At 69.3% G+C, this 24,969-nt stretch carries 27 protein-coding genes and 1 pseudogene; 6 read left to right on the forward strand and 22 right to left on the reverse strand.

Translation table 11 applies throughout. The annotated features are described in order from the left end of the window. Window positions 1-91: 91 nt before the first annotated feature. Both ACZ3TS_RS30645 and ACZ3TS_RS30650 read right to left on the reverse strand, forming a co-directional pair. Window positions 92-253: pseudogene (locus ACZ3TS_RS30645) on the reverse strand (XdhC family protein); the annotation flags it as partial. A 1-nt stretch (window position 254) separates the two neighbouring features. Continuing rightward, window positions 255-911: a UbiX family flavin prenyltransferase gene (locus ACZ3TS_RS30650; protein ID WP_467624294.1), complete on the reverse strand. Its 657-nt coding sequence runs from the start codon at window positions 909-911 to the stop codon at window positions 255-257. A gap of 48 nt (window positions 912-959) precedes the next feature. On the opposite strand from ACZ3TS_RS30650, the gene ACZ3TS_RS30655 reads away from it, so the two are divergent. Next, a complete protein-coding gene (locus ACZ3TS_RS30655; protein WP_467624296.1) occupies window positions 960-1,700 on the forward strand; it encodes a GntR family transcriptional regulator in 741 nt (246 codons plus the stop codon). Here ACZ3TS_RS30655 and ACZ3TS_RS30660 read toward each other — a convergent pair. The 10 genes from ACZ3TS_RS30660 to ACZ3TS_RS30705 all read right to left on the reverse strand — a co-directional run bounded on the left by ACZ3TS_RS30660 (window position 1,630) and on the right by ACZ3TS_RS30705 (window position 12,348). Then, window positions 1,630-2,724 (reverse strand): amidohydrolase family protein, encoded by a 1,095-nt coding sequence (locus tag ACZ3TS_RS30660; RefSeq protein WP_467624298.1) that lies wholly within the window; start codon window positions 2,722-2,724, stop codon window positions 1,630-1,632. The two genes, ACZ3TS_RS30655 and ACZ3TS_RS30660, sit on opposite strands and share 71 nt — an antisense overlap. Further along, a complete protein-coding gene (locus ACZ3TS_RS30665) occupies window positions 2,699-3,538 on the reverse strand; it encodes an alpha/beta fold hydrolase (protein ID WP_467624301.1) in 840 nt (279 codons plus the stop codon). The genes ACZ3TS_RS30660 and ACZ3TS_RS30665 overlap by 26 nt, the downstream gene beginning before the upstream one ends. Further along, window positions 3,535-4,449 (reverse strand): FAD binding domain-containing protein, encoded by a 915-nt coding sequence (locus tag ACZ3TS_RS30670; RefSeq protein WP_467624303.1) that lies wholly within the window; start codon window positions 4,447-4,449, stop codon window positions 3,535-3,537. Before ACZ3TS_RS30670 ends, ACZ3TS_RS30665 begins: the two co-directional genes overlap by 4 nt. Further along, a complete protein-coding gene (locus ACZ3TS_RS30675; protein ID WP_467624306.1) occupies window positions 4,446-6,833 on the reverse strand; it encodes a xanthine dehydrogenase family protein molybdopterin-binding subunit in 2,388 nt (795 codons plus the stop codon). The genes ACZ3TS_RS30670 and ACZ3TS_RS30675 overlap by 4 nt, the downstream gene beginning before the upstream one ends. After that, window positions 6,833-7,393 (reverse strand): (2Fe-2S)-binding protein, encoded by a 561-nt coding sequence (locus ACZ3TS_RS30680; RefSeq protein ID WP_467624307.1) that lies wholly within the window; start codon window positions 7,391-7,393, stop codon window positions 6,833-6,835. Before ACZ3TS_RS30680 ends, ACZ3TS_RS30675 begins: the two co-directional genes overlap by 1 nt. Continuing rightward, complete coding sequence (locus ACZ3TS_RS30685) at window positions 7,390-8,163, reverse strand: GntR family transcriptional regulator (RefSeq protein WP_467624310.1); 774 nt, start codon at window positions 8,161-8,163, stop codon at window positions 7,390-7,392. The genes ACZ3TS_RS30680 and ACZ3TS_RS30685 overlap by 4 nt, the downstream gene beginning before the upstream one ends. After that, entirely contained in the window at window positions 8,157-9,614 is a 1,458-nt protein-coding gene (locus ACZ3TS_RS30690) for a UbiD family decarboxylase (RefSeq protein WP_467624312.1), read from the reverse strand. Before ACZ3TS_RS30690 ends, ACZ3TS_RS30685 begins: the two co-directional genes overlap by 7 nt. Before the next feature lie 62 nt (window positions 9,615-9,676). Continuing rightward, a complete protein-coding gene (locus ACZ3TS_RS30695; protein WP_467624314.1) occupies window positions 9,677-10,687 on the reverse strand; it encodes an ABC transporter substrate-binding protein in 1,011 nt (336 codons plus the stop codon). Window positions 10,688-10,703: 16 nt separating this feature from the next. After that, complete coding sequence (locus tag ACZ3TS_RS30700; protein WP_467624316.1) at window positions 10,704-11,537, reverse strand: ABC transporter permease; 834 nt, start codon at window positions 11,535-11,537, stop codon at window positions 10,704-10,706. Then, complete coding sequence (locus ACZ3TS_RS30705) at window positions 11,509-12,348, reverse strand: ABC transporter ATP-binding protein (RefSeq protein WP_467624319.1); 840 nt, start codon at window positions 12,346-12,348, stop codon at window positions 11,509-11,511. The genes ACZ3TS_RS30700 and ACZ3TS_RS30705 overlap by 29 nt, the downstream gene beginning before the upstream one ends. A gap of 413 nt (window positions 12,349-12,761) precedes the next feature. Between ACZ3TS_RS30705 and ACZ3TS_RS30710 the strand changes: the two genes are divergently transcribed. Then, window positions 12,762-13,127 carry an SDR family NAD(P)-dependent oxidoreductase gene (locus tag ACZ3TS_RS30710; protein ID WP_467624322.1) on the forward strand — a complete coding sequence of 122 codons (366 nt, stop codon included), beginning with the start codon at window positions 12,762-12,764 and terminating at the stop codon, window positions 13,125-13,127. Window positions 13,128-13,147: 20 nt separating this feature from the next. Beyond that, on the forward strand, window positions 13,148-13,615 hold the full coding sequence (locus ACZ3TS_RS30715; protein ID WP_467624325.1) for a hypothetical protein: 468 nt from the start codon (window positions 13,148-13,150) through the stop codon (window positions 13,613-13,615). Here ACZ3TS_RS30715 and ACZ3TS_RS30720 read toward each other — a convergent pair. Next, window positions 13,612-14,031: an ester cyclase gene (locus ACZ3TS_RS30720; protein ID WP_467624328.1), complete on the reverse strand. Its 420-nt coding sequence runs from the start codon at window positions 14,029-14,031 to the stop codon at window positions 13,612-13,614. The two genes, ACZ3TS_RS30715 and ACZ3TS_RS30720, sit on opposite strands and share 4 nt — an antisense overlap. A 169-nt stretch (window positions 14,032-14,200) precedes the next feature. Between ACZ3TS_RS30720 and ACZ3TS_RS30725 the strand changes: the two genes are divergently transcribed. Continuing rightward, the gene (locus tag ACZ3TS_RS30725) at window positions 14,201-15,469 is read left to right on the forward strand and encodes an NAD(P)/FAD-dependent oxidoreductase (RefSeq protein ID WP_467624330.1); all 1,269 of its coding nucleotides are present in this window, start codon (window positions 14,201-14,203) and stop codon (window positions 15,467-15,469) included. A gap of 90 nt (window positions 15,470-15,559) precedes the next feature. On the opposite strand, the gene ACZ3TS_RS30730 is transcribed toward ACZ3TS_RS30725, so the two are convergent. Genes ACZ3TS_RS30730 through ACZ3TS_RS30745 form a run of 4 tightly spaced genes read right to left on the reverse strand, consistent with a single transcriptional unit; the run spans window position 15,560 to window position 19,379 of the window. Then, window positions 15,560-16,552, reverse strand: coding sequence for a substrate-binding domain-containing protein (locus ACZ3TS_RS30730; protein WP_467624333.1), 993 nt, complete (start codon window positions 16,550-16,552; stop codon window positions 15,560-15,562). A gap of 6 nt (window positions 16,553-16,558) precedes the next feature. Further along, window positions 16,559-17,581 carry an amidohydrolase family protein gene (locus tag ACZ3TS_RS30735; protein ID WP_467624336.1) on the reverse strand — a complete coding sequence of 341 codons (1,023 nt, stop codon included), beginning with the start codon at window positions 17,579-17,581 and terminating at the stop codon, window positions 16,559-16,561. Continuing rightward, complete coding sequence (locus ACZ3TS_RS30740; RefSeq protein ID WP_467624338.1) at window positions 17,578-18,267, reverse strand: 4-carboxy-4-hydroxy-2-oxoadipate aldolase/oxaloacetate decarboxylase; 690 nt, start codon at window positions 18,265-18,267, stop codon at window positions 17,578-17,580. The genes ACZ3TS_RS30735 and ACZ3TS_RS30740 overlap by 4 nt, the downstream gene beginning before the upstream one ends. After that, window positions 18,264-19,379, reverse strand: a complete 1,116-nt coding sequence (locus ACZ3TS_RS30745; RefSeq protein WP_467624341.1) for a zinc-dependent alcohol dehydrogenase — start codon at window positions 19,377-19,379, stop codon at window positions 18,264-18,266. Before ACZ3TS_RS30745 ends, ACZ3TS_RS30740 begins: the two co-directional genes overlap by 4 nt. Window positions 19,380-19,461: 82 nt before the next feature. On the opposite strand from ACZ3TS_RS30745, the gene ACZ3TS_RS30750 reads away from it, so the two are divergent. Together ACZ3TS_RS30750 and ACZ3TS_RS30755 are read left to right on the forward strand one after the other, a co-directional pair. Beyond that, window positions 19,462-20,409 (forward strand): ABC transporter substrate-binding protein, encoded by a 948-nt coding sequence (locus ACZ3TS_RS30750; RefSeq protein ID WP_467624343.1) that lies wholly within the window; start codon window positions 19,462-19,464, stop codon window positions 20,407-20,409. 32 nt (window positions 20,410-20,441) lie between these two features. Next, entirely contained in the window at window positions 20,442-20,894 is a 453-nt protein-coding gene (locus ACZ3TS_RS30755; RefSeq protein WP_467624346.1) for an RpiB/LacA/LacB family sugar-phosphate isomerase, read from the forward strand. Between the two features lie 59 nt (window positions 20,895-20,953). On the opposite strand, the gene ACZ3TS_RS30760 is transcribed toward ACZ3TS_RS30755, so the two are convergent. From ACZ3TS_RS30760 to ACZ3TS_RS30780, 5 genes are all read right to left on the reverse strand, one after another. Then, entirely contained in the window at window positions 20,954-21,808 is an 855-nt protein-coding gene (locus ACZ3TS_RS30760; protein WP_467624348.1) for an alpha/beta fold hydrolase, read from the reverse strand. A gap of 32 nt (window positions 21,809-21,840) precedes the next feature. Beyond that, window positions 21,841-22,674 (reverse strand): 3-methyl-2-oxobutanoate hydroxymethyltransferase, encoded by an 834-nt coding sequence (locus ACZ3TS_RS30765; protein WP_467624350.1) that lies wholly within the window; start codon window positions 22,672-22,674, stop codon window positions 21,841-21,843. An 8-nt stretch (window positions 22,675-22,682) separates the two neighbouring features. Then, window positions 22,683-23,174, reverse strand: a complete 492-nt coding sequence (locus ACZ3TS_RS30770) for a 3-methyl-2-oxobutanoate hydroxymethyltransferase (protein WP_467624352.1) — start codon at window positions 23,172-23,174, stop codon at window positions 22,683-22,685. A gap of 1 nt (window position 23,175) precedes the next feature. Next, complete coding sequence (locus tag ACZ3TS_RS30775; RefSeq protein WP_467624354.1) at window positions 23,176-24,462, reverse strand: aromatic ring-hydroxylating dioxygenase subunit alpha; 1,287 nt, start codon at window positions 24,460-24,462, stop codon at window positions 23,176-23,178. Between the two features lie 75 nt (window positions 24,463-24,537). Further along, window positions 24,538-24,852 (reverse strand): 2Fe-2S iron-sulfur cluster-binding protein, encoded by a 315-nt coding sequence (locus ACZ3TS_RS30780; RefSeq protein WP_467624442.1) that lies wholly within the window; start codon window positions 24,850-24,852, stop codon window positions 24,538-24,540. Window positions 24,853-24,969 lie beyond the last annotated feature (117 nt).

A 24,969-nucleotide genomic window follows, 5' to 3' on the forward strand; every position in this document is an offset into this window, starting at 1 on the left:
ATTGCGCGCCGCCCACTCGGAAAGCTTCACGAGATCATGATACATGCTGAGAAGGGCTGACATTTACCGATGAATTACGGAGCAGTCGTCAGCCCTCCACACATCCGCCGGAAATGCTGCCGCTCACTCGGCCATCGGCCGTCACGGCCATCGCCGCTCCGGGCTGCCGGGGCGCACTGCCCTGCACTGCGACGACCGTGGCGAGGGCGAACGGCGCTCTCTCCTGCGTCAGTTCACGCAGCTGCGGCACCATCTCACGCACCGGCCGCCTCCTCGTCGCGAGCCGCGCCCAGCCGGCCCTGCCAGCGTGTATAGAGGGTGTGCGGGACTCCGATGACATCCAGGACCTTTCCCGCAACGAAGTCGATGAGCTGCTGAACGTCGCTGGAGCCCGCGTAGAAACCGGGCGAGGCCGGCAGGACCACGGCGCCCTCGCCGGACAGGTCGGCCATCTGTTGGAGGGTCACGCGACGCAGTGGCGCCTCACGCGGCACCAGAACCAGTCTCCTGCGCTCCTTGAGGGTGACGTCGGCCGCGCGCTGGACGAGATCCTTGCTTGTACCCGTGGCGATGCCGGCGACAACAGCCGTGGTCGCGGGCACCACCACCATGCCCCGCGTCGGGTAGCTACCGCTGGCCGGACCCGCGGTGAAGTCGTTCTCCTTCCACACCACCATGTCGCCCACGTCTCGGCCGATGAAGGCCTTGACGTCGGTGCGCCACTGCGCCTCGCGGAAGGTCAGTCCGGTCTCGTCGAGCAAAGTGAGCCGGGCCGCTCTGCTGACGACCAGGTCGACCGGCTCGCCCGCGTCGAGCAGTCCCCGGATGACGGCCGCCGCGTACGCCGTGCCGCTGGCCCCGGTGATGCCGAGGACCCATGGTGTCCTGGGTGTGGTTGGCTGGTGAGGCATGACAGGGCCTTTCATGAAACGGCAGCGAGGCGGTGCTCAGGAGTGGCGGTGAACGGATCGGCAGCGTGGTCGGCACGTGAACACGGCGAGCTGACGGCCGGTGAACGGGAGATCCTGCGTGTGCTCGGCCGCTCGCAGGATCTCGAAAGCGTCGGCGACGAGATCCTCGTCTCGGTCGGCGCCGCCATCATCGAGGGCCGGCTCAAGCCAGGTGACGACCTCAACTCGGTCGAGCTCGCGCGCCGGTTCCACAGCAGCCGTACTCCGGTGCGCGAGACCCTCGCCACGCTGGAGCGGGAGGGCCTCGTCGAGATCGTCGCCCGCAAGCGGCCCCGGGTACGGCAGCTCGGCATCGATGAGGTGCGCGACATATACGAGCTGCGCGGCGAGCTGTACGGCCTGGTGAGCCGGCGCATCGTCGGACGCTGCACCGACGCCCAGCTCGATGAACTCGCAGCAGTGCAGGCCAGTTTGGAGGAGGCGGCCGCCGCCGAGGATCTGGACCGGTACTTTTGGCTCAACGTCGAGTTCCGCAACACCGAGGCCCGGCTCGCGGCGAACGAGATCGTACGGAGCGTGCTCGACTCCGTCGGCATCCGGACCCTGCAACTACGGCACCTGAGTCTGTCGCTGCCCGGCCGGCTGGACACCTCCGTGGCCGACCACCGTCGGCTGATGCAGGCGTACACCGACCGGGAGGCCGAGCTGGCCGCGGCCCTCACTCGGTCCATCGTGCGCCGGGGCCTCGCGGCGGTGGAGCGGTCGGGATGGACGGGGTTTCTGGGCTGACGCTGCGGGAGACGAGGAAGGTCGCCGCCCCGAGGACGCTCGCGCGTCCATCGCCGTCGGGTTTCGCCGCATCCAGTGCCTCGATCGGCCGCTCCAGCCGCATCGGGAAGGGATAGTCGCTGCCGAGCAGTACGCGCTCGGTTCCCGCGAAGTCCATGAGATGGCGCAGCGCGTCCTCGTCGTGCAGCACCGTGTCGAAGAAGAGCTGCCCGAGCAGTTCGCGCGGACTGCGGTCGCCCTTCGCCCGGACCTGCGGGGGTACCGCGGTGAAGCCACGCTGGAGTCGGCCGATCTGGTACGGGACGAACCCGCCGCCGTGCACCAGCAGCACCCGCAACCCGGGGCGTCGTTCCAGGACGCCGCCGAGCATCAACGCCGCCGCCGCGAAGGTCGTCTCGGCCGGGTTGCCGACCAGGATGTGCAGGAAAAGGCGCCGGTGCCGATCGGGCACGTCGAGCTCGGCGGGGTGCACGATCACGGGTACGCCGAGTTCCTCAGCGGTGTCCCAGAACGGCTCCAACAGCGGGTCGTCCAGCCCGCGTTCGTTGATCCTGGCGCCGATCTGCACGGCGGAGTGGCCCAGTTCGGTGACTGCGCGCCGTAGCTCGGCGGCCGCGTACCCGGGGTGCTGGAGCGGTACGGCCGCCGCTGTGAGGAACCGGTCGTGGGTGGAACGCAGTTCGGCCGCGGAGTCGTTCTGAACGCGGGCCAGCCAGAGCCCGTCCTCGGCGTCGAGTTCGTATCCGGCGAGGTCCATCCATGGGGAGACGAGCTGAACATCGATCCCGGCCGCGTCCATCCACGCCAACCGGGAAGGGACATCGCTGAGTTGGGGAAGCAGCGGCAGTCCGCTGGCCCGGCCCGCGACCTCGACGCGAGTCATGGGCTTGCCCCCCGCGTTCTGGGTGACGAGTCGGACCTGGTGCCGGGCGCCCTCGTCCCGGATCCGCTCGATGGCGTGTGTGCCGACGTGGTGGGCGTGCGTGTCGACGACGATGTCATGCGCGCCCTGCCAGCGTGTCACCGGTCGCCGTGCGGTCGATCAGCGCCGTCAGCGCATCGGCCACGATGCCGGGGCTCTCCAGGGGTGTCAGGTGGCGTGTGCCGGGCACGACGGTGGCGGGGCCGTCCCCGATGAGCCGCGCCAGAGCCCTTGCCATGTCCGGCGGGGTCGCCCGGTCGTCCTCACCGACCAGGACGGCCGCGGGATGTGGGATCGCTGCTGCCGCGTCGCGCAGGTCGGTGCTGCCGAGCATGGTGCAGGTGGCCTCGTAGCAGTCGATGTCGTTCGCGGTGAACACCTTGGTGAGCCGGTCCATCAGTTCGGGTTCGGCAGCGCGGAAGGCGTCGCCGAACCAGCGCGTCAGCTGGAAGGGGATCAGTGACGTGAGCCCCTTGGTGCGCGCGGCGGCCGCCCGTGCGGACCAGTCCTGCGGGGCGGTGGGCCCGTACCAGGCGGTGGTGTCGACGAACAGCGCCGCGCGGGTCCGCGCGGCGTGCCGGGCCGCGAAGGACTGTGCCACGCAGCCGCCCATGGAGCAGCCCGCGACAACGGTTTCCGTCCACCCCAGATGGTCGAGCAGGTCGGCGAGGTCGTCGGCGAACTGGTCCGTGGTGTACGGGCCACTGGGCCGGCCCGAGCGGCCATGTCCGCGGCAGTCGTACGTCAGCATCTCGGCGCGGCCCGCGAGCGCCGCAGTCACCCGGAACCAGAGCGAACGGTCGAGAGCGAGGCTGTGCACGAACGCGATGCGCGGGGCGCCGGGCGGCGCCGGATGCCGCGTGTACGACAGGGTGAGGCCGTCCCGGGTGCGGGCCTCCCCAGTGATCACCGTCATCGGTCTCCTCCTGCGTTGGACGGGTCGGGCACGGACTCGGCCCTGCGGATCGCGGTGGTCAGGGCGCGCCGTGAAAACTCCGCGATCATGCGGGTCTTGTAGGCGGCTGAGCCCCTGACATCGCTGTACGGCGTGGTGGAATCCGCCGCGCGTCTGCCTGCTTCCTCGATCAGGGCCCGGTCGGCCCGGGCGCCGTTCAGCCCGGTCAGATCAATGGCCACGGGCCCGCCCGTCACCGAGCCGACCGCGAGGGCCAGGTGCCGTGCGGTGCCGTCCTCGGCGAGCGTGACAACTGCGGCGACGTTGACGCAGGCGTACTCCCACACGCCGCGCACGAGGAACTTCTCGTAGGCGGAGCCCGTGCGTGAGGCGGGCAGGGGGAGCCGGATGTGTTCGATCAACTCGTCAGGGCGCAGCCGCGGCAGTTCCGGGACCGTGAGGGTCTTCCTTGTGGTGACGCTGCGGACCGCGAGGGTCGCGCCGACGGCGGTGAGGGCCACGGGCGGGTCGTGGCTGTCGTCCCGGGCGGCCAGGTTGCCGCCGAGAGTGACCAATCTGCGGATCCGGCCGGTGGCGACGGAGGCCGCTGCCTCGGTCAGGACGGGCCAGGCGCGGGAGACCCGTTCGTCGGCCGCCAGCGCGCTCAGTCGCACACCGGCCCCCAAGAGGAGGTGATCCGGGTGTTCGATGATGTCGGCGAAACCGGGCAGGGCCGCCAACGACACCAGGGGGGAGGCCGTCGGGGCCGAGCGGTCGTGGCGTCGCAGCGTGTGTCCGACGCCGCCGCCGAGGACCACGGCGCCCTCGGCGGCGATCAGCCGCACCGCCTCGTCGAGGGTGCGGGGTGTCAGCAGGGCCACGGGTGTCGAAGGGGCTTCGGCCGGCAGCGGTCCTGAGTCGAGCAGGGTCATCGCGGGTCGCCTTCCTGAGCGGCGCCGTCCGCGGCGTCCGCGGACGGGATCGGTACGACGGGTGCCGACTCGCCGTGCTGCATGCCCCAGTAGATCTTCTCGGCGGTGATGGGCAGTTCGTGGACGCGTACGCCGACCGCGTCGGCGACGGCACTCGCGATGATCGACGGCACCGGGTCCAGGGCGATCTCGCCGACGCCCTTTGCGCCGTAGGGGCCGGTCGGCTCGTAGGAGTCGGCGAACTCGATGTGCAGTTTCGGCATGATGGCGGCGGTGGGGAGCTTGTAGTCGGAGAAGTTGGGGCGGGAGGGGGCCCCGTCCTGCCAGTCGAAGCGCTCCGTGACGGCCATGCCGCGGCCCTGGGCGATCGCACCCTCCACCTGGCCCTCGGCCAGCGGAGGGTTCAGGACCGTCCCGCAGTCCACGACGGCGGCCATCTCCAGGACGCGCACCGTGCCGGTGTCCGGGTCGACCTCGACCTCTGCGGCTTCCGCGACGAAGTTGTAGGCGCCCGACTCGTTGCCGTAGCGGTTCTCGTCGGGGAACTCCGACGGGTTGTCGAACGAGCCGATGCCCACGATCGGCTGGCCGTTCGGCCGGTAGAGCTCGGCGCGTACGACCCGGCCGACCGACGCACTGACCGGGTCCGCTCCGTCGGGTCCGGCCGAGGCGTGCACGCGGCCGTCCTCGACCCACAGCTGGGCGGCGGGCCGCTCCAGCTGACGGGCGGCGGCTTCCAGAAGCCCTTGGCATGCCTGCTCGGCCGCCCGCTTGACAGCGTTGCCCGCGACATACGTGACCCGGCTCGCCAGAGCGCCGAGCGCGTGGGTGGCCAGATCGGTGTCCGGGCGGGTCACGGAGACGTCGGCGACGGGGAGACCGAGTTCGGCGGCGGCGATTTGGGCGAGCGTCGTACGGGCACCGGTGCCTATCTCGCCCTCGCCGACGATGACGGTGGCTCGTCCGTCCTCGGTGAGCCGCACGATGGCGGAACTGCCATCGTAGTCACCGAAGCTGCGCCGGCCGGAGACGTGCACGCTGACGCCCATCGCCAGGCCCCGGTTGGGTGTGCGCGCCGCCCGCTTGGCCTCCCAGTCGATGGCCTTGGCGGCCTTGCTGATGCACTGCTTCAGCTCACAGCTGCCGATCCTGTGGTTGTGCGGGGAGACACTGCCGGATTCGACGGCGTTGAGCAGGAACAGGTCCGGTATCTCGATGCCCAGTTTCTGTGCGGCGAGGTCCCAGGCCTGGCCGACCGCCCAGTCCGCGGACGGGTTTCCGAAGCCGCGGAAGGCGCCGGTGGGTTCCAGATTGGTGTAGACGAGTCGTGAATGAGCGCGTACAGCCTGGTACTTGAACAGTGCGTCGTGCCGTACGGTGGCGGCGCCGAGGACGGCCTGTGCCTTGCCGGTGTAGGCGCCGTTGTCGGCGACCACCTCGATGTCCTTCGCGGTGACCAGGCCGTCCTTGGTGAAGCCCAGCCGGACGGTGTAGCGCATGGGGATGCGCGGGCGGCTGGCGAGGAACTCCTCCTCGCGGGTGTTCACGAGTTGCACCGGGCGTCCGGCCCTGCGGGCGAGGAGTGCGCAGATGACGGATGTGTTGTCGTCGCCGGACTTGCCGCCGAAGCCGCCGCCGATCTCGGTCTGCACGACCCGCACGGCCCGCAGCGGCAGGCCGAGGGCGGTGGCGTAGCGCTGGCGGGCGAGGAACGGGGTCTGGGTGTTGACCCAGAGGCTGACCCGGTCCTGGGACCAGTCGGCGGTGCAGCCGATGGTCTCGAGGGAACCGTGCCACTGGCGGGTGCTCTGCCACGTGCCCTCGACGACGACGTCGCTGCGCTCGAACCAGGCCTGGACGCCGCCCCGGTCGAAGCCGAACTCGTGGGCCACGTTGCCGGGCGCGTCGTCGTGCACGAGGGGGGCGCCCTCGGCGAGCGCCTCGTCCAGGCTGAGAACGGCGGGCAGGACGTCGTATTCGACGCGGATCAGATCGGCGGCCCGGCGCGCGGTCTCCGGATCGCGGGCGGCGACGGCGGCGACCTCGTCGCCGACGTACCGGACGCGGTCGATGGCGAGGGGGTACAGGTCGGGCCGGAAGGCGCCCCACTTCACGCCGGCCGTGTCCGAGCCGGTGATGACGGCGTGCACCCCGGGCAGCCGCTCCGCTCGCGTGGTGTCGATCGACAGGATGCGGGCGGACGGGTACGGGGAGCGGACGACAGCGCCGTGCAGCATGCGCGGCAGCCAGTTGTCCCCGGCGTACACCGCACGCCCGGTCACCTTCTCTACGGCGTCGATGCGTTCGACGGGGCGGCCGATGACGGGCGGCAGCGCCGTGCCCTCGAGGTCGGCTCCGGTGACGGGGATTTCGACGGCGGACATCAGTGCACCTCCTCGCCCTCGGCTCGGGCCGCCTTCTGCAACGCCACCGTCTCGCGCGCGGAGTCGAGGATCTTCACATAGCCGGTACAGCGGCAGTAGTTGCCGTCGACCGTCGCGCGGATGCGCTCCTCCCCCGCGTCCGGGTCCTCATCGAGCAGGGCGCGCAGCGCCATCACATGGCCAGGGGTGCAGAAGCCGCACTGGAGCCCGGAGCACTTGACGAACGCGCTCTGTACCGGGTCGAGCCCGCCCGCTCCACCGAGGCCCTCGATGGTGCGCACGTCGCGGCCTTCCACCAGGCCGATCATCTGCAGACAGGAGGGCACCGCCTCGCCGTCGACGATGACGGTGCAGGCTCCGCAGTAACCGATCGCGCAGCCCGACTTGGTGCCGGTCAGGCCCAGATCCTCGCGCAGGACGTCGAGCAGGGGCGCGGTCGGGTCCTGGACATGGATCTCCATGTCCTCGTCGTTGAGCCGGAATCGCAGGGGTACTGCCATGGCCTTCTTTGCCTCGGATTCGTCTGCGGAGGTGGCGTTGGGGGTGAGTACGTCGGTCATGGTTCTTCGCCGGTCCATCCCGAGCGCTCGATCGCCGCGTATCCGGCTCGCACCAGTGACTGGGTGAGGGCGGAGGCGAGTTCGGCGTCCCGGTCCTCGTACGCCTGAAGCAGGCGCGCGTGGTCGCGTACGGACGGTCCGAGCCGGCCGGGCTGGGAGAGGCTGAGATGGCGCAGTTGCAGCGCCCGCAGCCCCAGTGAGTCGAGCACCCGACGCAGGGTCGCGTCGCGGGCGATGCCCGCCTCGGTGTTGCGGAACTGAACGTTGATCCAGAAGTAGCGGTCCACGTCGCCGTCCACGGCCGCGGCCTCCAGGGCGCGCTGGTGGCCTCGTAACGTCTCCAGGTCGGCCTCCGTCGCCTGGCGTACGACGGCCCGGCTGACCAGGGCGTAGAGCTCGGCCCGCAGGTTGTAGAGCTCTCTGACCTCGCGCAGCAGCAGGCGGGCGACGCGCGGCCTGCGTCGGGCGGTGATCTCGACGAAACCCTGCCGCTCCAGCACCAGCAGCGCCTCGCGCACGGGGGTCCTGCTGCTGTTGAACGAGCGGGCGAGTTCCACCGAGTTGAGGTCGTCGCCCGGTGAGAGGCGTCCTTCGATGATCTCGGCCGCCACAGCGAGCGCGATCTCGTCGGCGATGCTGGGTACCGGAGATCCGCGACCGAAGCTCCGGTTGAGCTCGAGCTGACGCGCTGCCTCCCCGACGGGGATGGGGGCGGCGGACGGCAGACGGTGTCCGCTCGCCGTGGGGGCTGCCGCATCCGACGTCACCATGTGCCGCCCAGGACGTCGGGCCACTTCCGCGTGACCCGCTCCAGCAGGTCCCTGCTCGCCTCGGCGACCTTCGGGAACGTCTCCTGCCGCGTCCAGGGCCGGCAGGCGTCGATCACGGCGCGAGTGTTGAAGGGCGGGGCCCCCTGCTCGCGCAGCGGGTCGACCCGACTCCCCCACGTCTGGCGCATCGTCTCGATGTCCTCGGCCGGGTCGGTGCGCGTGCACATCGCCCACACCACGTCGTTGAGGCTACGTGGGTCGACGTCGGCGTCCACCACGACCACGAACTTGTTCATGTACGCGGCGGCCGGCAGCTGGGCCGTCAGGTATCCGGCCTGGCGGGCGTGTCCGGCGTACTGCTGGCGGACGGCCACCGCGAGCAGTTGGCGTCCGCCACCTGCCTCATGGGCCCAGACCCCTTCGACGCCGGGCAGACCCGTGCGCACGAGCGCGTCCTGGATCATCGCGGACTTCATCACGCTGCGCATGTACGAATAGTCGTGCGGGGGTTTGCCGGGCGGGGCGCCCAGCTGGATCGGGTCGTCGCGGTGGTAGACGCGCTGCACGTCGAGGGTGAGCACGGGCTCGGTGCCGCCGCTGTAGTAGCCGGTCCACTCCCCGAAGGGTCCCTCCTGCTCGCGCCGGTCCGGGTAGAGCCAGCCCTCGACGGCGAGTTCGGCGGTGGCCGGGATCGGCAGTGCCGTGACCTCTCCCCGGATGACGTCCACGGAGCGACCGAGGACCGCGCCCGCATACTCCAACTCCGAGATCCCGCCGGGTACTTCGGTACCGGCGACGACGAGCAGCAACGGGTCGTGGCCGAGGGAGGCGGTGACCGGGGCCCGTCCTTCGCGGGCGAACCAGGCGCGTACGTGGGCGGCGCCGTGCTTGCCTGCTTCGATGTTGATGCTGGCGGCGCGGCCGTCGTTCTGTACCTGCATCCGGTAGGCGCCGGCGTTGAGAGTGCCGGTGTCGGGGTCGGTGGTGAAGACGGCGCAGCCGGTGCCGATGTAGCGGCCGCCGTCGCCCTCGTGCCATTGGGGTACGGGGAAGCCCAGCAGGTTGACTGAGCCGTCCCTCAGAACGTTCTCGCAGACCGGCCCGGTCGCCACATCGCGCGCGGGGTAGCGGGAGGCGTTCGCCACCCACTGCCCCGGCTTGGTGCGCAGGGCTTCGACCAGGGCGCGGTCGTCGAGGTCGGTGCCGAGCCTGAGGGTCATCCCCAGGCGGCGTGCATTGCCCATGGAGGCGGTGAGAACACGCTGGCCGGACCGGTAGTCCACGATGTCGTCGAAGAGCAGCGCCGGTGGCGAGGGCCGTTTGTAGTTCGCCTCGGACGCCGCGCCGATCTCCTTGTCCCAGTGGGCGCCGGAGATGGTTCTGACTTCGCCGAGCTTGTCGGCGAGTTCCAGCCAGCCACGCAGATCGTTGATGTCCTCGAGTGACGTCACGTCACTCGCCTCCTTGTCGTTTCTCGGGGCGCCGGCCGGGCGGGCGGACGGCGCGCGGGGCCTCATCGGTAGAGCGAGGTGATGAAGCCGGACTGCTGCAGCTCGTCCACGTAGGAGTTGTCGATGAACACTGCGGTGTTCTTCGGCATGGTCCCGATGCCCTTGGCCACGGTCGCGGCGAAGGCGTCGTGGACCAGAGCGGGGTCGACCCGGGGTGTCTTCGCCCAGAGCGGGTTGAAGAAGTCGTACGAGTACTCGGCGAGCGGCCTGCTGCTCACACCGCTGTGCTTCATGATGCTCTTGATCGCCGCGGCCTTGTCGTTGTGCAGCAGAGCGAGGCATTCGGCCTCCGACTTCACGAAGGCGGTCACCGCCTTCGTGTTGACGTCGAGGTAGTCGGACCTGACCGTGTAGGCGTTGGCGGCGGCGGGCAGTTGTGTGAAGTCCATGATCTTCTTGAAGCCCTTCTCACGGGTCTTCGTGCCCGTGGGCGGCTGGGTGACGATGGCGTCGACGGCGCCGTTCTCCAGGGCCGAGACCTCTGCGGGGGTGCTCTTGAGGAAGACCTTGTGGACGTCCCCCCGCTTCCAGCCGTTGTGCTCGATGAGGGAGTCGACAGCGGCGTCACCGAGCGACCCGGGGGAACTCAGTCCGACCTTGAGGCCCTTGATGCCGTCGCCGGGCCGGACCGACTTCTTGCCCCACATCTCCAGGTAGTAGTGATTGATGGGGAGCGCGATGTAGCGCAGGTCGACGCCCTTGAGGTTCATGGCCCCCGCTGCCGTCGACGTGGTGGCCCCGACGCCGACCTGGACGCTGTTGCTCACCAGTGCGGCAACGAGCTGTGAGGAGCTGTTGAGCAGGGTGAGCTTGACGTCGAGGCCGTTCTTCTTGAAGACGCCCTGGTCCTGGCAGATGTAGAGGTCCGAGTAGGCGGCGCCGATCGCCGTGTAGCCGATCGTCATCTTCATGCTGGGTTGCTGCACGGATGCCGTCGGTGTCACGGCGCAGCCCGCCGCGGTCAGGAACAGTGTGGCTCCCAGCGCCGCTGACAGCGGTGTGGCGATGCGCATGGGCGGTTTCGTCTCCTCAGTCCGTGCCCGACCAGAAGGTGAAGCGGCGTTCGAGGTAGCCGACGCCGCGGGTGAGGACGATGGCCACCACGGCGATCACGGCGATCGACGCCATGGCGTCGTCCATCTCGAAGTTCGAGGTCTGCAGCTGCACTTGATAGCCGAGGCCGGCGGACCCCATGAAGAGCTCGGCGACGATGGCCCCGATGAGGGCACGGCCGACCGCCTGCCGTATGCCGGCGAGGATGTACGGGAGAGTTGCGGGGAACGCGACCGAGCGCAGGGTGGTCATGCGGGAGGCGCAGAAGACCTTGGCCACCTGCATGTGGCTGGTCTCGAGGTTGCGGGCACCCGCTATGACGTTGATGAGCAGCGGGAACAGCGCGCTCCAGACGACGATGACGGTGCGTGCGTTCATGTCGATGCCGAACCAGAAGATGAGCATCGGCAGGAAGACGACGTAGGGAACGGAATACATGATGCTGATCAGCGGGTCGGTGAGCCCGTAGAGCACCTTGTTCCGTCCGATCAGCAGCCCTGCCGGAATGCCCACGACGATCGAGATGAGCATGCCCCAGGCCACGATCGACAGTGTGGCGCCCAGTGGGTCCCAGACGCTGCCGGTGCGGATCGAGTCGATCAGCGCCGTGAAGGCGCCGACGGGTGAGCTGCTGAAGTTCTCGTCGACGGCTCCGGTTGCGGCACAGATCTGCCAGGCTGCGAGGACCACGGCCAGTCCGACGACACCGAGGATCAGATTGAGATGACGACTTCCCAAGGTGCGCCGTGCGGCTCGGGCCGGTGCGTCCGGGGTACGGACGTTATCCGACGACAGTTGCGTTGCTGTCATGGTCACTCGCCCTTCGACCGGTCTGGGTCTGGCTCATCACCAGGCCGAGGATGTAGTCGTGGATTGCCTGGAATTCGGGTGTCCGCTTGATGTCGGAGCGCCGGGGGCGCGGCAGATCGACGTCGACGACCTCGACCAGGTGGGCGGGCCCGCTGGAGAAGACGACGACGCGGTCGGCCAGGAACACGGCTTCGGGGACGTCGTGCGTCACGAAGATCGCGGTCTTGCCCTTCCCGGCGCCGTCCGCCTGCCAGATGCGGGTCAGCTCGTCCTGCATCAGCTCGCGGGTCTGCGCGTCCAGCGCGGAGAACGGCTCGTCGAGCAGCAGCAGGTCGGGATCGGTGGCCAACGCGCGGGCGAGGTTGACTCGTTGACTCATGCCGCCGGACAGCTCGCGCGGGTACTTGTCCTCCTTGCCCGCGAGTCCCACCAGCTCGACCAGTTCGCCCACGCGTGCCTTGCCGCGGCTGTCGAGGCGCTTCTGGGCCTTCAGACCGAACTCGATGTTGGCGACCACATTGCGCCAGGGGAAGAGCGAGGCGTGCTGGAACACGAGCGAACGGTCCGGCGCGGGCCCCTGGATCTGCTCGCCGTTGAGCTCCAGCCGCCCCGAGGTCACCGGGGTGAGCCCGGCCAGGGCGGTCAGGAATGTTGTCTTGCCGCAGCCGCTGGGGCCGACGATGGCCACGAACTCGTTCTCGGCCACCTCGAAGTCGAGCCCGTCGCACGCCAGCGAGAACGTGCCGGACCTGCGCGACCAGTGACCGAGCCTGAGGTCCTGGACGACCAGTTTTCGTCGTGGAAGGTTCATGGATACCCCCTCTGGGCCGGTGTCGACCACCACTGCCCCCGCAAAGTGTCGACACTTGGATTCAAGCAGTGCCGGGGTCGCTGTGTCCAGGGGGTTACAGCGGAGTATCCGACTTGTTCCGACTCCCGTCGGTGCCGACAGGGAAACAGACAGCAAATCCTGCCGCTCGCCCTCACCGCTCGTGTTCCGCTTCGAACCGGTCGCCCCGACCCTGTCGAGTCGGCAACTCACGCATTCGACCTTTCTGTCGACACTTGGGGAGAGGCGATCGCAATCCGGGGGTGGCCGGCAAGCATCGCTCCGATGCCGGGCAGAACCACATCATGCGCAGCGTGCACCGTTCGCCGTGACCGCCAACACGCTCGGCCCAACAAGGACGGCACACGACGACGTTCGGCAATGTGACGAAGCGCATGACTGCTCTCAGTCAAAACTGCAACCGCGACCGGAAGGGCGCCATGCTCACCCACAGCGGACAAGCCGCACTGGTCACCGGTGCTTCCTCGGGGATCGGTCGTGCGTACGCCGAGCAGTTGGCACGGCGGGGCTACGACCCCGTCCTCGTCGCCCGCCGCGCCGACCGGCTGGCCCAACTCGCCGAGACTATCCACCGGGACACGGGCCGGCAGGCCGCGGTACTCCCGGCGGATCTGGCGGACGAGAGCGACCTCGCACGGGTCGAGACGGTCGTCCTCGAACACGGCAACCTCGCCGTCGTGGTCAATGCCGCCGGCCTGGGCGCACTGGCACCTCTGGCGAGGCAGACCCCAGGAAGCTGAGCCATCTCATCGCGGTCGACGTGGAAGCCCTGACACGCCTGTCCCGCGCCGCGCTGCTCGCCTTCGACAAGAACGACTCCGGCATCCTGATCAACGTATCGTCGATCGGCGCTTTCCGCGCACCGGTCGGCGGCGCCGCCTATGGGGCCTCCGAGGCGTACCCGCTGCACTTCTCACGCGCCTTCCCCGACGAGTCGTTCGTCAGCGCGCACGACGTGGTTCGGGCCGCGCTCACCGGGGTCGATCACCGACGGCCGACCAGGAGCACACGGACCGCGGCTTCGACCTGTGGTGCATCCATACTGGCGTCGATGGCGGTCCGGGTGGACAGGCATCCGCGTGCGGGGGTGCCTGCCGTGATCGACTCGATGCAGAAGCAAGAGCGAGCCGCGTTGAGCACCGGTCGCCGCGGCGAGGTCCAGCATCGACGTCGCACGGAAACCACGCGCACCGAACACCTCCAGATCGCGAGCGAACACGGGTCCTAGGCGGCTTGCGCCGTCAGCCGTTGGAACAGTTCCCAGGATGCACGCTCCACCCAGTTGTGCAGCAGCTTCCCGTCCTCGCGAACCGCCCAGACCGCCGTCCCGGTGAACGAGATGTCCTGCCCGTCCGCCTTGGTTCCCAGGATGCCGTTGTTCTTCCCGCTCACGCGCCATCGCGACGCGACCCGGCTCCCGTCCTGGTTCTGGAAGGTCTCGATGACTTCGAACTCGAAGTCATCGATCTTGGCGAGGAACGCCCTCACCCACGCCTTGAAGTTCTCCCGGCCCTCGATGCGCTCACCGCCGCTTGTGATCACGAAGTCCTCGACCACGAAGTCGTCGGCCTTCTCCGGATCACGGGCCTTCCACACCGCGTCCCAGAAAGCCTCCATGACCTCGGTCGAACTCGCATACGTCACGAGAACCTCCGCTCGCGGTAGGTAATGACCTTGTTTGACATTTATGTCACAGATAGTCCAGGAAGTCCCGCGCGCCAATCGGGGGGCGCGTTGATGACAACGCCCCACCACCTGATCCTGCGTTGGTATAATGGTATGACATTAATGGGCAGTCGAGAGGGGCCACGAAATGACGGCCGGAACGCTCATCGTCGGCGCCAGCCAGGCTGGACTCCAACTTGCCGTGTCCCTGAGGCAGTTGGGAGACACCGGGCCGATCACTCTGGTGGGTGAGGAGGTCCATGCGCCGTACCAGCGACCGCCCCTGTCCAAGGAGTTCCTCAGCGGAGAGACGGATCTGGAGGCGCTGGCCCTCCGTACCCCGTCCTACTACGCCGGTGCGGGAATCGACCTCGTCAGTGGTGAGCGGGTCACCGAGGTCGCGCTCTCCCCCTCGGGTCGCCCTGGCTCCGGTACCGCGGGGACCGCGAAGGGGCGCACGTTCACCTTCGACCGCCTGGCCCTCACCGTCGGAGCCAGGCTCCGGCGGCTGGCCGTGCCCGGGGCCGGCCTCGACGGCATCTGCTGTCTCCGTGACCGTGACGACGCGACGGATCTGCGGCAGCGCCTCGCCTCCGCGTCCCGCGTCGTGGTCGTCGGCGGCGGCTTCATCGGGCTGGAAGCGGCGGCAGTCGCCCGGGCGCTCGGCAAGGACGTCACCGTAGTCGAGGCCGCCCCCCGGCTGATCCCCCGGGCCGTAGCACCCGTCGTCTCGGAGTTCTATCGGCAGGCCCATCTACGGCGCGGCACCCGGGTGTTGCTGTCCGCCGCGGTCGCGGGTTTCGAGGGGGCCCGCGGGCGGGTCACCGCAGTAGGCCTCGCGGACGGTACGACGCTGCCGGCCGATCTCGTCCTCGTCGGGGTCGGGGTGATCCCGCGCACCGAACTCGCCGAAGACCTGGGGCTCGAGTGCGACCACGGCATCGTCGTCGACAGCTACGCCCGCACCAGCAATCCCCACATCGCCGCCGCCGGCGACTGCACCGTCCAGCCGAACCCCATGACGGGCCTCGGTCGAGTGCGACTGGAGTCCGTGCAGAACGCCGTCGCCCAGGCCACGGTGGCTGCCGCATCGCTGCTCGGCAGGCCGGCTGCGACGAGATCGGTGCCCTGGTTCTGGTCGTACCAGGGTGACCTCAAACTGCAGATCGCCGGCTTGTCGAGCGGCTACGACGCATGCGTGGTGCGGGGCGAGCCGGACAGCGAACGATTCTCCGTCCTGTACTACCGGCAGGACGAACTCCTGGCGATCGATGCGGTCAACAGCCCCGCGGACTACATGGCGGTACGCAAGGCCCTCACGGTGGGAGCGACCGTCCCGGCGAGCGTCGCGGGCGACGTCGGCACGCCGCTCAAGGCGCTGCTGGCGACGCGTCCGGCCGTGGTGCCCACCACCTGAGCGCCCGGCGTCGCATGCCCTCTGCAGGGCGAGTTGCCCGAAGAGGCGTGAGGTCAGTACCTCACGCCTCTTCTGCTGGGCCGACGGCCGTCAGATGACCGCGGATTCCAGCGATTCGGGGGCGAACAGTTCCTCGGGCCGCCACAACCGCGCGGACAGCCCCTGCTCGAGGTGGTAGCGCAGGAAGGTCTCCAGCGCGTCACGGTTGTCCTCGATGCCGTAGGACCAGTAGTCGCTGCCCAGGAGGCTCCGGGCCTCCTCGAGTTGGGGGATGAGCCAGGGCAGCATGAACCGAAGTGCCGAGGTGTCGTAGAGGTTCTCGTACGCCGCTTCCTTGGCGGCCAGCAGAGCCTTGTAGAGCGACTGCGCGACCCAGCGGTGACGGTCGTAGACGTCCCGTCTGATCACCACCACATGCATGATCGGGAAGATGCCGGTGGCCGCGTAGTACTCCTTCTCGGCGCCCACGACGTCCGGGAACACCCGGCGTACGCGCGCGTCTCCGGCGACGAACGGGCTCGGCACCCGTGGTGTGCACAGTGCGTCGAGTTCACCCGCGGCCAGCATCTCCGCGAGTGTCCTGTCCTCGGGGATGCGGCTGATGCGCAGTGAGTCGGGCAGGTCGACACCCGCCTTCTCGATGCGGCCCGGTGTCTCCTGGCCACCGGTGAAGTAGCTGACCGAGTCGAACGGCACCCCGTGCCGGTCGGCCAGGATGCCGCGCATCCACACACAGGCGGTCAGCTGGTACTCCGGGGTACCGATGCGCTTGCCCCGCAGGTCCTCGGGGGACGAAATGCCCGCGTCGGCATGGCAGTAGAGCGAGCCGTGCCGGAACATGCGCGAGGTGAACACCGGCAGCGCCACGAACGGCGCAGGGTCGGTACGCAGTGTGAGGACATACGAGGACAGCGACATCTCCGCCACCTCGAATTCCTGGTGCCGCATCATTCGGAAGAAGGTCTCCTCGACGGGCAGCCGCAGATACGTCAGCTCGATGCCGTCGGGGCGGACGGTGCCCTCCTCAAGGGCACGCGTGCGGTCGTAGTCGCCGCAGGCGAAGGTGAGGTGCAGTCGGGCCATGTGCGGCTACCTGCCTTCCGCCGTCAGACGTGCGTCCAGGCGCGGATAGACGCGCCGTGCGTTGGCCTCGTAGACCTTGTGCCGCTGCTCGTCGCTGAGTCCGGCCCGGTCGACGTACCTCTTGGTGTCGTCCCAGGCGATGCCGGTCTCCGGGTCGGCGCCACGCACGGCGCCCAGCATCTCCGAGGCGAACAGGATGTTGTCGGCGCCGATCACCCGGTGCAGGAGGTCGATGCCTGGTTGGTGGTACACGCAGGTGTCGAAGAAGACGTTGCTCATGACGTGTTCGGCCGGGTCGGGGCGGCCCAGCCGTACGGCGAGCCCGCGGTAGCGCCCCCAGTGGTAGGGCACGGCCCCGCCGCCGTGCGGGATCACGAACCGCAGCGCCGGGAAGCGGGAGAACAGGTCGCCCTCGACGAACTGCATGAATGCCGAGGTGTCGGCGTTGAGGTAGTGGGCGCCAAGCGCGTGGAAGTTCGGGTTGCAGGACGCCGAGACGTGGATCATGGCGGGGACGTCCAGCTCGACCATCGCCTCGTACAGGGGGAACCAGTACGGGTCGGTGAGGGGCGGCGAGGTCCAGTGACCGCCGGACGGGTCGGGGTTGACGTTGCAGCCGACGAAGCCGAGGCCCTCCACGCAGCGACGTAGTTCGGCGATCGCGCCGTCGAGCGTGCCGCCCGGGGTCTGCGGCAACTGGCAGACGGCGGCGAAGCTGCGAGGGAACAGCTCGACGGCCCGGTGGACGAGGTCGTTGTTCGCTCGCGCCCACTCGCGTGCGGTGGCCGGGTCCGGGACGTGGTGTGCCATTCCGGAGGCCTTCGGCGAGAAGAGCATCAGGTCGCCCCCGCGCTCCCGCAGCAGCTTGAGCTGGTTGTTCTCGACGCTCTCGCGGATCGCGTCGTCGCTGATGGCGGCGGGCACCGGGGCGGGCAGCGACGGGTCGGCCAGGCAGGCCAACTGGGCGTCGCGGAAGGCCTGGTGCTGCCTGGGGGCTGTCGTGTAGTGACCGTGCACGTCAATGATCACCGGGTGGGCTCCTGGTCGACGTAGGTCAGGCCCTTGCGTGCGAGCCGGTCACGCATCGCGTTGATGTCGAGGCTGAGTTCGCCGCTCGCGTACCGCTTGCGGCTGGCGGCCTCCTTCTCCTCCCGCGCGCGGCAGGCCGTGAGCACCGCCGCAGCGTCGCTTCGCGGGACGACGACCACGCCGTCGTCGTCGGCGACGATCACATCGCCCGGCTCGATCCGCTGGCCGGCGCAGACGATCGGCGTGTTGACGTCGCCCAGGGTCTCCTTGACGGTGCCGAACGCGCTGATGTGCCGCGACCAGACGGGAAAGTTCATCCGGTGCAGTTCGGCGACGTCGCGGCAGCCCGCGTCGATGACCAGTCCGCGCACGCCTCGTGCGGCCACCGCGGTGGCGAGCAGATCACCGAAGTAGCCCGCCTCGGAGGGGGAGGTGGGGGCGACCACGAGAACGTCGCCGTCCCGGCACTGTTCCACCGCGACGTGGATCATCCAGTTGTCCCCGGGGGGCACGCTGACGGTCACGGCGGTGCCGGCCAGGTGCGCGCCTGACCAGACGGGGCGCAGGGCGGGGTCGAGGAGGCCGGCGCGCTGTCGGGCCTCGTGGACGGTGGCGACGCCGAATCCGGCGAGGGCGTCGACGATCGCCTGGTCGGCGCGGCGTGGGTTGCGGACGACGATGCTCATGCCACCGCCCAGGGCAGGAGGGAGACGTGCACGGCGTCCTCGCCGGTCTCGCCGGCGACGGTGCGTATGGCTCGGTCGGCCTCGGCGAGCGGGAAACCGTGAGTGCTCAGCTTCTCCAGGGGGAAGCGGGCGGACGCCAGTTGCTCCAAGGCGAGTTCGCAGGAGCGGTAGCTGTGACCGCGGGCACTCTTGAGGGCGATCGACTTCTCCGTCAGCTTCTTCATCGGGAAGTCGGGAAAGGCGGCCAGTTCGCCCTGGACCACCATCGTGCCCTCGCGCCGCTTGAGGGCGTCGATGCCGAGCAGGACGGGTGCGGTGCCCGCGCCCGCGGTGCAGTCCAGGACGACGTCGACCCCGCGGCCACCGGTGATCTCCAGGACACGGGACAGCGCGTCCTCCCGCGTCACGTCGATGACGTGGTCGGCTCCCAGCTCCCGCGCGAGGGACAGGCGCGCGGCGTCCCGCGTGGTGCCCGTGACGATGATGAGCGCGGCGCCCGCCTGCTTGCAGGCGACCACCTGGGACAGGCCCTGCTGACCGGGGCCCTGGATGAGGACGGTGGAGGCGTAGCCGACACCCGCGGTGACCAGCGCCCACTCGATGCCGTTCGACAACGGAGTGACCAGGCCGGCGAGTTCGGCCGAGACGCTGTCGGGCACGCGGTGCGTCACCGAGTTCCACGGCAGGTACAGGTACTGGGCGAAGCCGCCCCACAGGTGGTACGGGTGGTTCGCCGAGGTGTAGCCGTAACGGCGGGCGTCGGGGTTGGTGCGCCAGTCGGTGGCCTCGCAGTGGCGGTACTCGCCCTGATGGCACCACGCGCAGCGGTGGCAGCCGACGTAGTGCTCGACGAAGACCCGATCGCCTTCGGTCAGGCCCTTGCGCTCGGTGAACGTGCGTCCCGCCTTGGCGATGACGCCGACATTCTCGTGGCCCATGATCACGGGATCGGCGAACGGCGGCTTGGCGTACATCTTCACGTCGGTGCCGCAGATCCCGGCGACCTCGACCTTCAGCAGCGCTGCGTCGTCGGGAATGTCCGGCATCGGGAACTCCCGTAGTTCTGTCCGGCCGGGCGCCGTCCTCACCGCCGCCAGTACCTGTTCCGCCATGACGTCGTCTCCTCACGTTCGGGGATGTCCCGCCGGACGACAGTCTATGGACTTATGGACTAACCATGCTACCTTTCGGGCCATGGTCGTACCTCTGCTCAGGACCGTCACCCGCACCCAGGGCAACAACGAGGCGCTCAAGACGGGAGCGGTCACGCCCCGCGGCTTCCGCTTCGACTTCGAGGAAGTGCCCGTTCTCGTCCATGCCTTCCGGCGCATGGTGCGGGCAACGGAGTACGACGTCAGCGAGATGGCGCTGACCACCTACCTGGTGGCGAAGGCACACGGCGCGCGGTTCACGGCCGTGCCCGTCTTCCTGGTGCGCGGTTTCCACCACGCAGCGATCTTTCATGACCCTGCGTCAGATGTGCGCAGCCCCAAAGACCTTGAAGGGCGCAGGGTCGGTGTCAGCCGGGGTTACACGGTGACCACCGGCGTCTGGGCGCGGGCCGTCCTCCAGGAGGAGTACGGCGTCGACCTCGACAAGGTGACGTGGGTACTGTCGGGCGACGAGCACGTGGCGGCGTACCGGCCGCCCGCGAACGTCCTCCCCATGGAGCCCGGCGGCTCCCTGGAGGACATGCTGATCCGCGGCGAACTGGCCGCGGTGATCGGCCCGAGGCCGACGTCTCCGGCCCTGGCTCCGCTGATCCCGGATCCCGAGGAGGCCGGTTTCACCGCCCTGCGCGACCGCGGACTCTACCCGATCAACCATCTCGTCGTGATCCGCGACGAACTGCTGGAGCGGCAACCGGAGTTGGGAGCGCTGGTCTTCGACGCCTTCGCCCGCGCCAAGCAGCTGTATGTGGATCGGCTGCACGGCGCGGCGATCGATTCCCCGACCGAGACGGACCTCATGTACCGGCGGGTCCTGGAAATGACCGGCGCGGATCCGCTGCCGTACGGCATGGAGCCGAACCGCACCGTGCTGGAGGAGCTCATGCGCCACGCGATGGACCAGCATATCCTCGAGCGACCGCTGCCCCTCGACGACTTGTTCGCCGAGAGCACGCGCACGCTGATCGCCTGACCGAAGTTCCCCCCTCCGCCGAAGGGACCAGCATGCGCATCGCCATCGCCGCCGACCACAACGGCCTCGCCCTGAAAACCCGACTCACCACGTGGCTGACGGCGCACGGACACAGCGTCAACGACCTCGGGAGCCACACGGAGGCAACGGTCGACTACCCGCCGCTCTGCGCGGACGTCTGCCGGCAGGTGACCGAGGGCGTCACTGAGCGTGGGATCGTCCTCGGCGGTAGCGGGCTCGGAGAGACCGTCGCCTGCAACAAGATCCACGGGATACGGGCTGGGCTGTGCCACGACGTGTGGAGCGCACAGATCTCCCGCGGCAACAACGACTCCAACGTTCTCGTTCTCGCGGCCAAGGTCCTCGCCCCGGAACGCGCCGAGGAGATCGTCGAGACGTGGCTGACGACCCCTTTCAAGGGCGGGGTGCACGCCCGGCGACTCGAGCAGATCGCCGAACTCGAGCGGAAGTCGGCAGAAGCCTGATCCGCGTGCGCAGGGGGCTCGGCCACGCCTCTCCTGGCGGCCGAGCCCCGTGCCTCTCGTTATGCGTCGACCCCAGCGAGGAACTCCAGCACCCGTGCCGACGCCGACTCCTCCGTCTGCTGGGCCACCGGCACGTCCCAGTACTCGGTGTCCGGGATGCACTCCTGCAGGTAACGCGCGGCCGACGGCGCGTGCGAGGTGTCCTGCCCGGGGACGATGAGCGCCGGGACGTCGAGCCGGAGAAGGTCCTCCGGCTCCGGTCCAGGAACCGTGTCCCGGTCGAACAGCAGCCGTGCCATGCCGGTCACCGTCGCCCGGTAGCGGTCGGGATCGGTCCGGGCGTAGGCATCGGCGAACTCGACGTCGCCACGCAGGACCTGGGCCCAGGGACCGACGCGGGGATCCTTCGTGAAGCCCGCCTCCGACCCACGCACCAGGGAGACCACCTGCTCCAGTCCGTGCTCGTCGGCGTACACCAGATGCCGCCGGAACCTGTCATGTTGTTTCATCCGGTACTTCACACCGCCCGCGGGTGAGTACAGCACCATGCTCAGCACGCGTTCCGGACGGGCTATGGCGACGGCCGCGGCGGTGGAGCAGCCCACGCAGCCACCCATCAGGTGCGCGCGCTCGATCCCGAGGTGGTCGAGCAGTCCGACGCCCTGTCGTACGTAGTCGGACCAGGAGATGCGCTCCAGGCGTCCCCCGGACCGCCCGGACTCGCGCCGGTCGAAGGTGACGCAGGTGAACTTCTCGGTGAGGTGGTCGAGCAGGCGGAGGCGCCGGTAGAGGCCCACCGTCCGCCAGCCTTCCAGACTCGAGTCGAAGCCTCCGGGCGAGAACATCAGCAGGGGTGGTCCCGAGCCGGCGACCTCGTAGCGCGTCGGGATCCCGTCGATGACTGCGGTGGGCACGGTCCTTGGTCCTTTCGTCGGTCGGCCGGTCGTCAGGTCGCCGGCGGGACGGGTACACCGCCGGCGACCTGGCGTGCCGCTCGCACGTCCGCGGAGTAGGCGGTGATCGCGTCGAGCGTGATCCGGGCGACGTTGGCGTAGGTGACCGGCGGATCGTCGAGGGCCGACGCGGCGTAGCCGATGGCCGCGTGGGCCATGCGCATCCGCCCGTCGAGCCAGGGGCCGCCGCCGAATCCGCCGAGCACCGGGATGGAGACGGCCTCGGCGACGGCGGCCCCCACCACCGGACCGGAGTTGGTGAAGTTCAGCAGGGCGGCCCCGGCCTCCTCGAGCCGTTTCGCCTCCGCCACCATGGCGTCCTTCATCTCCACCGGCACCTGGTCGGCACGGGAGGGGAGCGCGCTGTACTCGACGCCATAGCGCAGCGCGGTCTGCGGGGTGATCCCGAACTGGGCGAACACGGGGATCCCGGCCCGGGTGATCGCGGCGACGGCGTCGGGGAAGTCGGGGGCCGCATCCAGCTTGACCATGTCGACGCCGGCCTCCTTGACGAACCGGATAGCCGCCCGCACCGCGCCGGCGGTGCCCTCCTGCAGGGGACCGAAGGGGAAGTCCGCACTCACCAGGGCCCGGTTCACGCCCCTCCGTACCGCCTGGGCAACCGTGATCATCTGGTCCATCGTCACCTCGAAGGGGTTGGCATGCCCCCACAGGTTGACGCCCACCGTGTCGCCGACGGAGACGAGGTCGACCTCGGCCTGGTCGACGATGCGCGCGATCTGGTAGTCCCAGGCCACGACACCGACGATCTTGCGCCCCTCGTCCTTCATCCGCCGCAGTCCGCGCAGGGTGACCTTCTCGGACATGAGACCTCCTAGACCCTGAGTGCGGTGAGCAGTTCGAAGGCGTCGCTCTCGTCGGCGGACAGCAGCAGCACGCGGGCGTAGGGCCGTAGGGCGGCGACGGCGTCATCGGCCTCGAATCCGTCGCCGAGGACCACTCCCGCCGTGGTGATACCGCGTCGGCCGCAGAGCCTGCCGATCGCCGCCGCGGCGGCCCGGCCGCCGTCCTCGGTGGCCAGGACGACGACCACGTCGGTACCGGTGAGGACCTCGTCGAGCGGGGCGGCCACGCCGTCGAGTTCGTGCAGCGGCCCGTCGCCGTCCCGGATTCCGGCACTGGTGTAGAAGCGTGCGTGAGCCCAGGGCCGTTCGGCGAGGCGGCGCGCCACCGATGCCGCTCGCTCATCCAGCGCGACGACACGGGCGGATCGGGCCGGGGCGATCGGAACGTCGATCCGGAACCGCGACTCGCTCGCCGAGGCCGCACGGGCACTTTCGCTCAGGTGCATCGCTGCCGTCGTCATGTCACACCGACGACTGCGCGACGCCGGGAGTCGCCTTCACCGCGTCGCGGCAGGACTCCAGGAAGGACTCAGCCCGCGGCAGCACCACGGCCGCCGACCGCACCCGGTGGTGCTCGGGGTCGACGCCGGGGGGTGTGGCACCCTCGTCGCGCAGGGCGATCGCGGCCTTCCGCAACTTCTGACGGGCCTTGATGATCCCGCTGTCGGCGGGGACGAGCCGCTCCTTGGAGCGGTCGACGATGGGGCCCATGCTCTCCTGGAGGGAGGCGTCCTGCATGGCGATGCCGGCGACACCGGAGTAGGTCTCGCCGCGCCGTTGGGCCTCGCGGTCGATGAGGTAGTCGTTGTCCATGTTGGCCACGGGCCGGTAGGTGCCCGGGATGTTCTTGCTGTGCACGCCGTGGCCGTCGATCATGGCCTGCCGCTCCGCGTCGGTGAGCGGGCGCACGGGGTGGTAGTCGAAGGAGTACGTCCAGCAGTTCTCGTCGTCGATCGGCACCCAGAAGTGGCCGTGCACGGGATGGTCGCCGCGCGGCGGGACCATGGTGAAGGCCGGCATGACCCAGGGGGTGATCCGCCAGTAGTACCTGCCCTCCTCGGCGTTGCGACGGGCGCCGACGAACAGTCCGCCCTCGCTGTCGGCGACCTCGAAGAACGGCTTGGTGTCGTTGAGGTTGTACTCGTTGCCCTTGGCCCCCTTGAACAGCGGATCGGTCTTGAGGCCGCCGGAGTGCAGGAACGTGACGTGGCTGGAGTCGATGCCGCCCTCGAAAGCCTGCAGCCAGTTGCACTGCTGCCAGCGCTTGGAGGTGTAGGTCTGCTCCGGCGGAACGTGGATCCACTCGAACTCCGGAAGCGGGGGCTGGGTGGCCGCGTCACCCATGTAGGTCCACAGCACGTCACCTATTTTCACCAGCGGGTACGACGTCAGCTGGACGTTCTGGCAGAAGCTGCTGTTGTCGGCCTCCGAGGGGACCTCGATGCACTGGCCCGTCACGTCGTACTTCCAGCCGTGGTACGGGCAGCGCAGACCGGATCCCTCGTTGCGGCCGAACCACAGGGACGCACCGCGGTGCGCGCAGAACTCGTCGACGAGGCCGTAGCGGCCCTCGCTGTCACGGAAGGCGACCATGCGCTCGGACAGGAGCTTGACGCGCACGGGCGGGCAGTCGTTCTCGGGGAGCTCTTCGGCGAGGAGCGCGGGAATCCAGTACTGCCGGAACAACTCGCCCATCGGCGTGCCCGGACCGGTCTGGGTGAGCAGCTCGTTGATGTCTTTTCTGAGCATGGCCGTTTCCCTTTCAGGTACTGACCCGCCGGCGGGTCGTGGAACATCGGTGCGCAACGGCGCGTGGCCCCGCGTTCAGGGCTGCTCCGGGGGGATGTCGACGGTGAGCCCGTCGAGTTCCCGGGTGAGGCGGATCTGGCACGACAGACGGCTGGTGTCGCGCCGTTCGGCCACGGCCAGGTCGAGCAGGTCGTCCTCCATCTCGCCGGGGGGACCGACGAGCGACGCGAACGATGCGCGCACCCAGACGTGGCAGGTGGCGCAGGACTGGTTGCCGCCGCACTCGGCGACGATCCCGGGAACGCCGTTCTTCACCGCGGCCGCCATGACCGAGTCCCCGACCGTCGCATCGACGGTGTACTCGGGACCGTCGCTGCCGACGTAGATCACCTTGGGCAAGGTCCCTGTTTCCTCTCGCGATCGGCGGAATTCCACTGCGAACGGGCACGCCGTCGGGCTACGCTCGGCGCAGTGGTCTGTCCATTAGACCAGATGCGGGAAAGGCGG

The sequence above is a fragment of the Streptomyces sp. NPDC022910 genome (assembly GCF_055561075.1).

What these genes read in the sequence shown, in the direction of transcription:
- ACZ3TS_RS30765 (WP_467624350.1), bottom strand. Translation starts at nt 22,674, where the DNA reads ATGTCCGAGAAGGTCACCCTGCGCGGACTGCGGCGGATGAAGGACGAG.
- ACZ3TS_RS30675 (WP_467624306.1), bottom strand. Translation starts at nt 6,833, where the DNA reads ATGTCCGCCGTCGAAATCCCCGTCACCGGAGCCGACCTCGAGGGCACG.
- ACZ3TS_RS30745 (WP_467624341.1), bottom strand. Translation starts at nt 19,379, where the DNA reads ATGGCGGAACAGGTACTGGCGGCGGTGAGGACGGCGCCCGGCCGGACA.
- ACZ3TS_RS30665 (WP_467624301.1), bottom strand. Translation starts at nt 3,538, where the DNA reads ATGACGGTGATCACTGGGGAGGCCCGCACCCGGGACGGCCTCACCCTG.
- ACZ3TS_RS30725 (WP_467624330.1), top strand. Translation starts at nt 14,201, where the DNA reads ATGACGGCCGGAACGCTCATCGTCGGCGCCAGCCAGGCTGGACTCCAA.
- ACZ3TS_RS30740 (WP_467624338.1), bottom strand. Translation starts at nt 18,267, where the DNA reads ATGAGCATCGTCGTCCGCAACCCACGCCGCGCCGACCAGGCGATCGTC.
- ACZ3TS_RS30680 (WP_467624307.1), bottom strand. Translation starts at nt 7,393, where the DNA reads ATGACCGACGTACTCACCCCCAACGCCACCTCCGCAGACGAATCCGAG.
- ACZ3TS_RS30670 (WP_467624303.1), bottom strand. Translation starts at nt 4,449, where the DNA reads ATGACCCTGCTCGACTCAGGACCGCTGCCGGCCGAAGCCCCTTCGACA.
- ACZ3TS_RS30685 (WP_467624310.1), bottom strand. Translation starts at nt 8,163, where the DNA reads ATGGTGACGTCGGATGCGGCAGCCCCCACGGCGAGCGGACACCGTCTG.
- ACZ3TS_RS30700 (WP_467624316.1), bottom strand. Translation starts at nt 11,537, where the DNA reads ATGACAGCAACGCAACTGTCGTCGGATAACGTCCGTACCCCGGACGCA.
- ACZ3TS_RS30650 (WP_467624294.1), bottom strand. Translation starts at nt 911, where the DNA reads ATGCCTCACCAGCCAACCACACCCAGGACACCATGGGTCCTCGGCATC.
- ACZ3TS_RS30755 (WP_467624346.1), top strand. Translation starts at nt 20,442, where the DNA reads ATGCGCATCGCCATCGCCGCCGACCACAACGGCCTCGCCCTGAAAACC.
- ACZ3TS_RS30730 (WP_467624333.1), bottom strand. Translation starts at nt 16,552, where the DNA reads ATGGCCCGACTGCACCTCACCTTCGCCTGCGGCGACTACGACCGCACG.
- ACZ3TS_RS30705 (WP_467624319.1), bottom strand. Translation starts at nt 12,348, where the DNA reads ATGAACCTTCCACGACGAAAACTGGTCGTCCAGGACCTCAGGCTCGGT.
- ACZ3TS_RS30695 (WP_467624314.1), bottom strand. Translation starts at nt 10,687, where the DNA reads ATGCGCATCGCCACACCGCTGTCAGCGGCGCTGGGAGCCACACTGTTC.
- ACZ3TS_RS30750 (WP_467624343.1), top strand. Translation starts at nt 19,462, where the DNA reads ATGGTCGTACCTCTGCTCAGGACCGTCACCCGCACCCAGGGCAACAAC.
- ACZ3TS_RS30775 (WP_467624354.1), bottom strand. Translation starts at nt 24,462, where the DNA reads ATGCTCAGAAAAGACATCAACGAGCTGCTCACCCAGACCGGTCCGGGC.
- ACZ3TS_RS30710 (WP_467624322.1), top strand. Translation starts at nt 12,762, where the DNA reads ATGACTGCTCTCAGTCAAAACTGCAACCGCGACCGGAAGGGCGCCATG.
- ACZ3TS_RS30770 (WP_467624352.1), bottom strand. Translation starts at nt 23,174, where the DNA reads ATGACGACGGCAGCGATGCACCTGAGCGAAAGTGCCCGTGCGGCCTCG.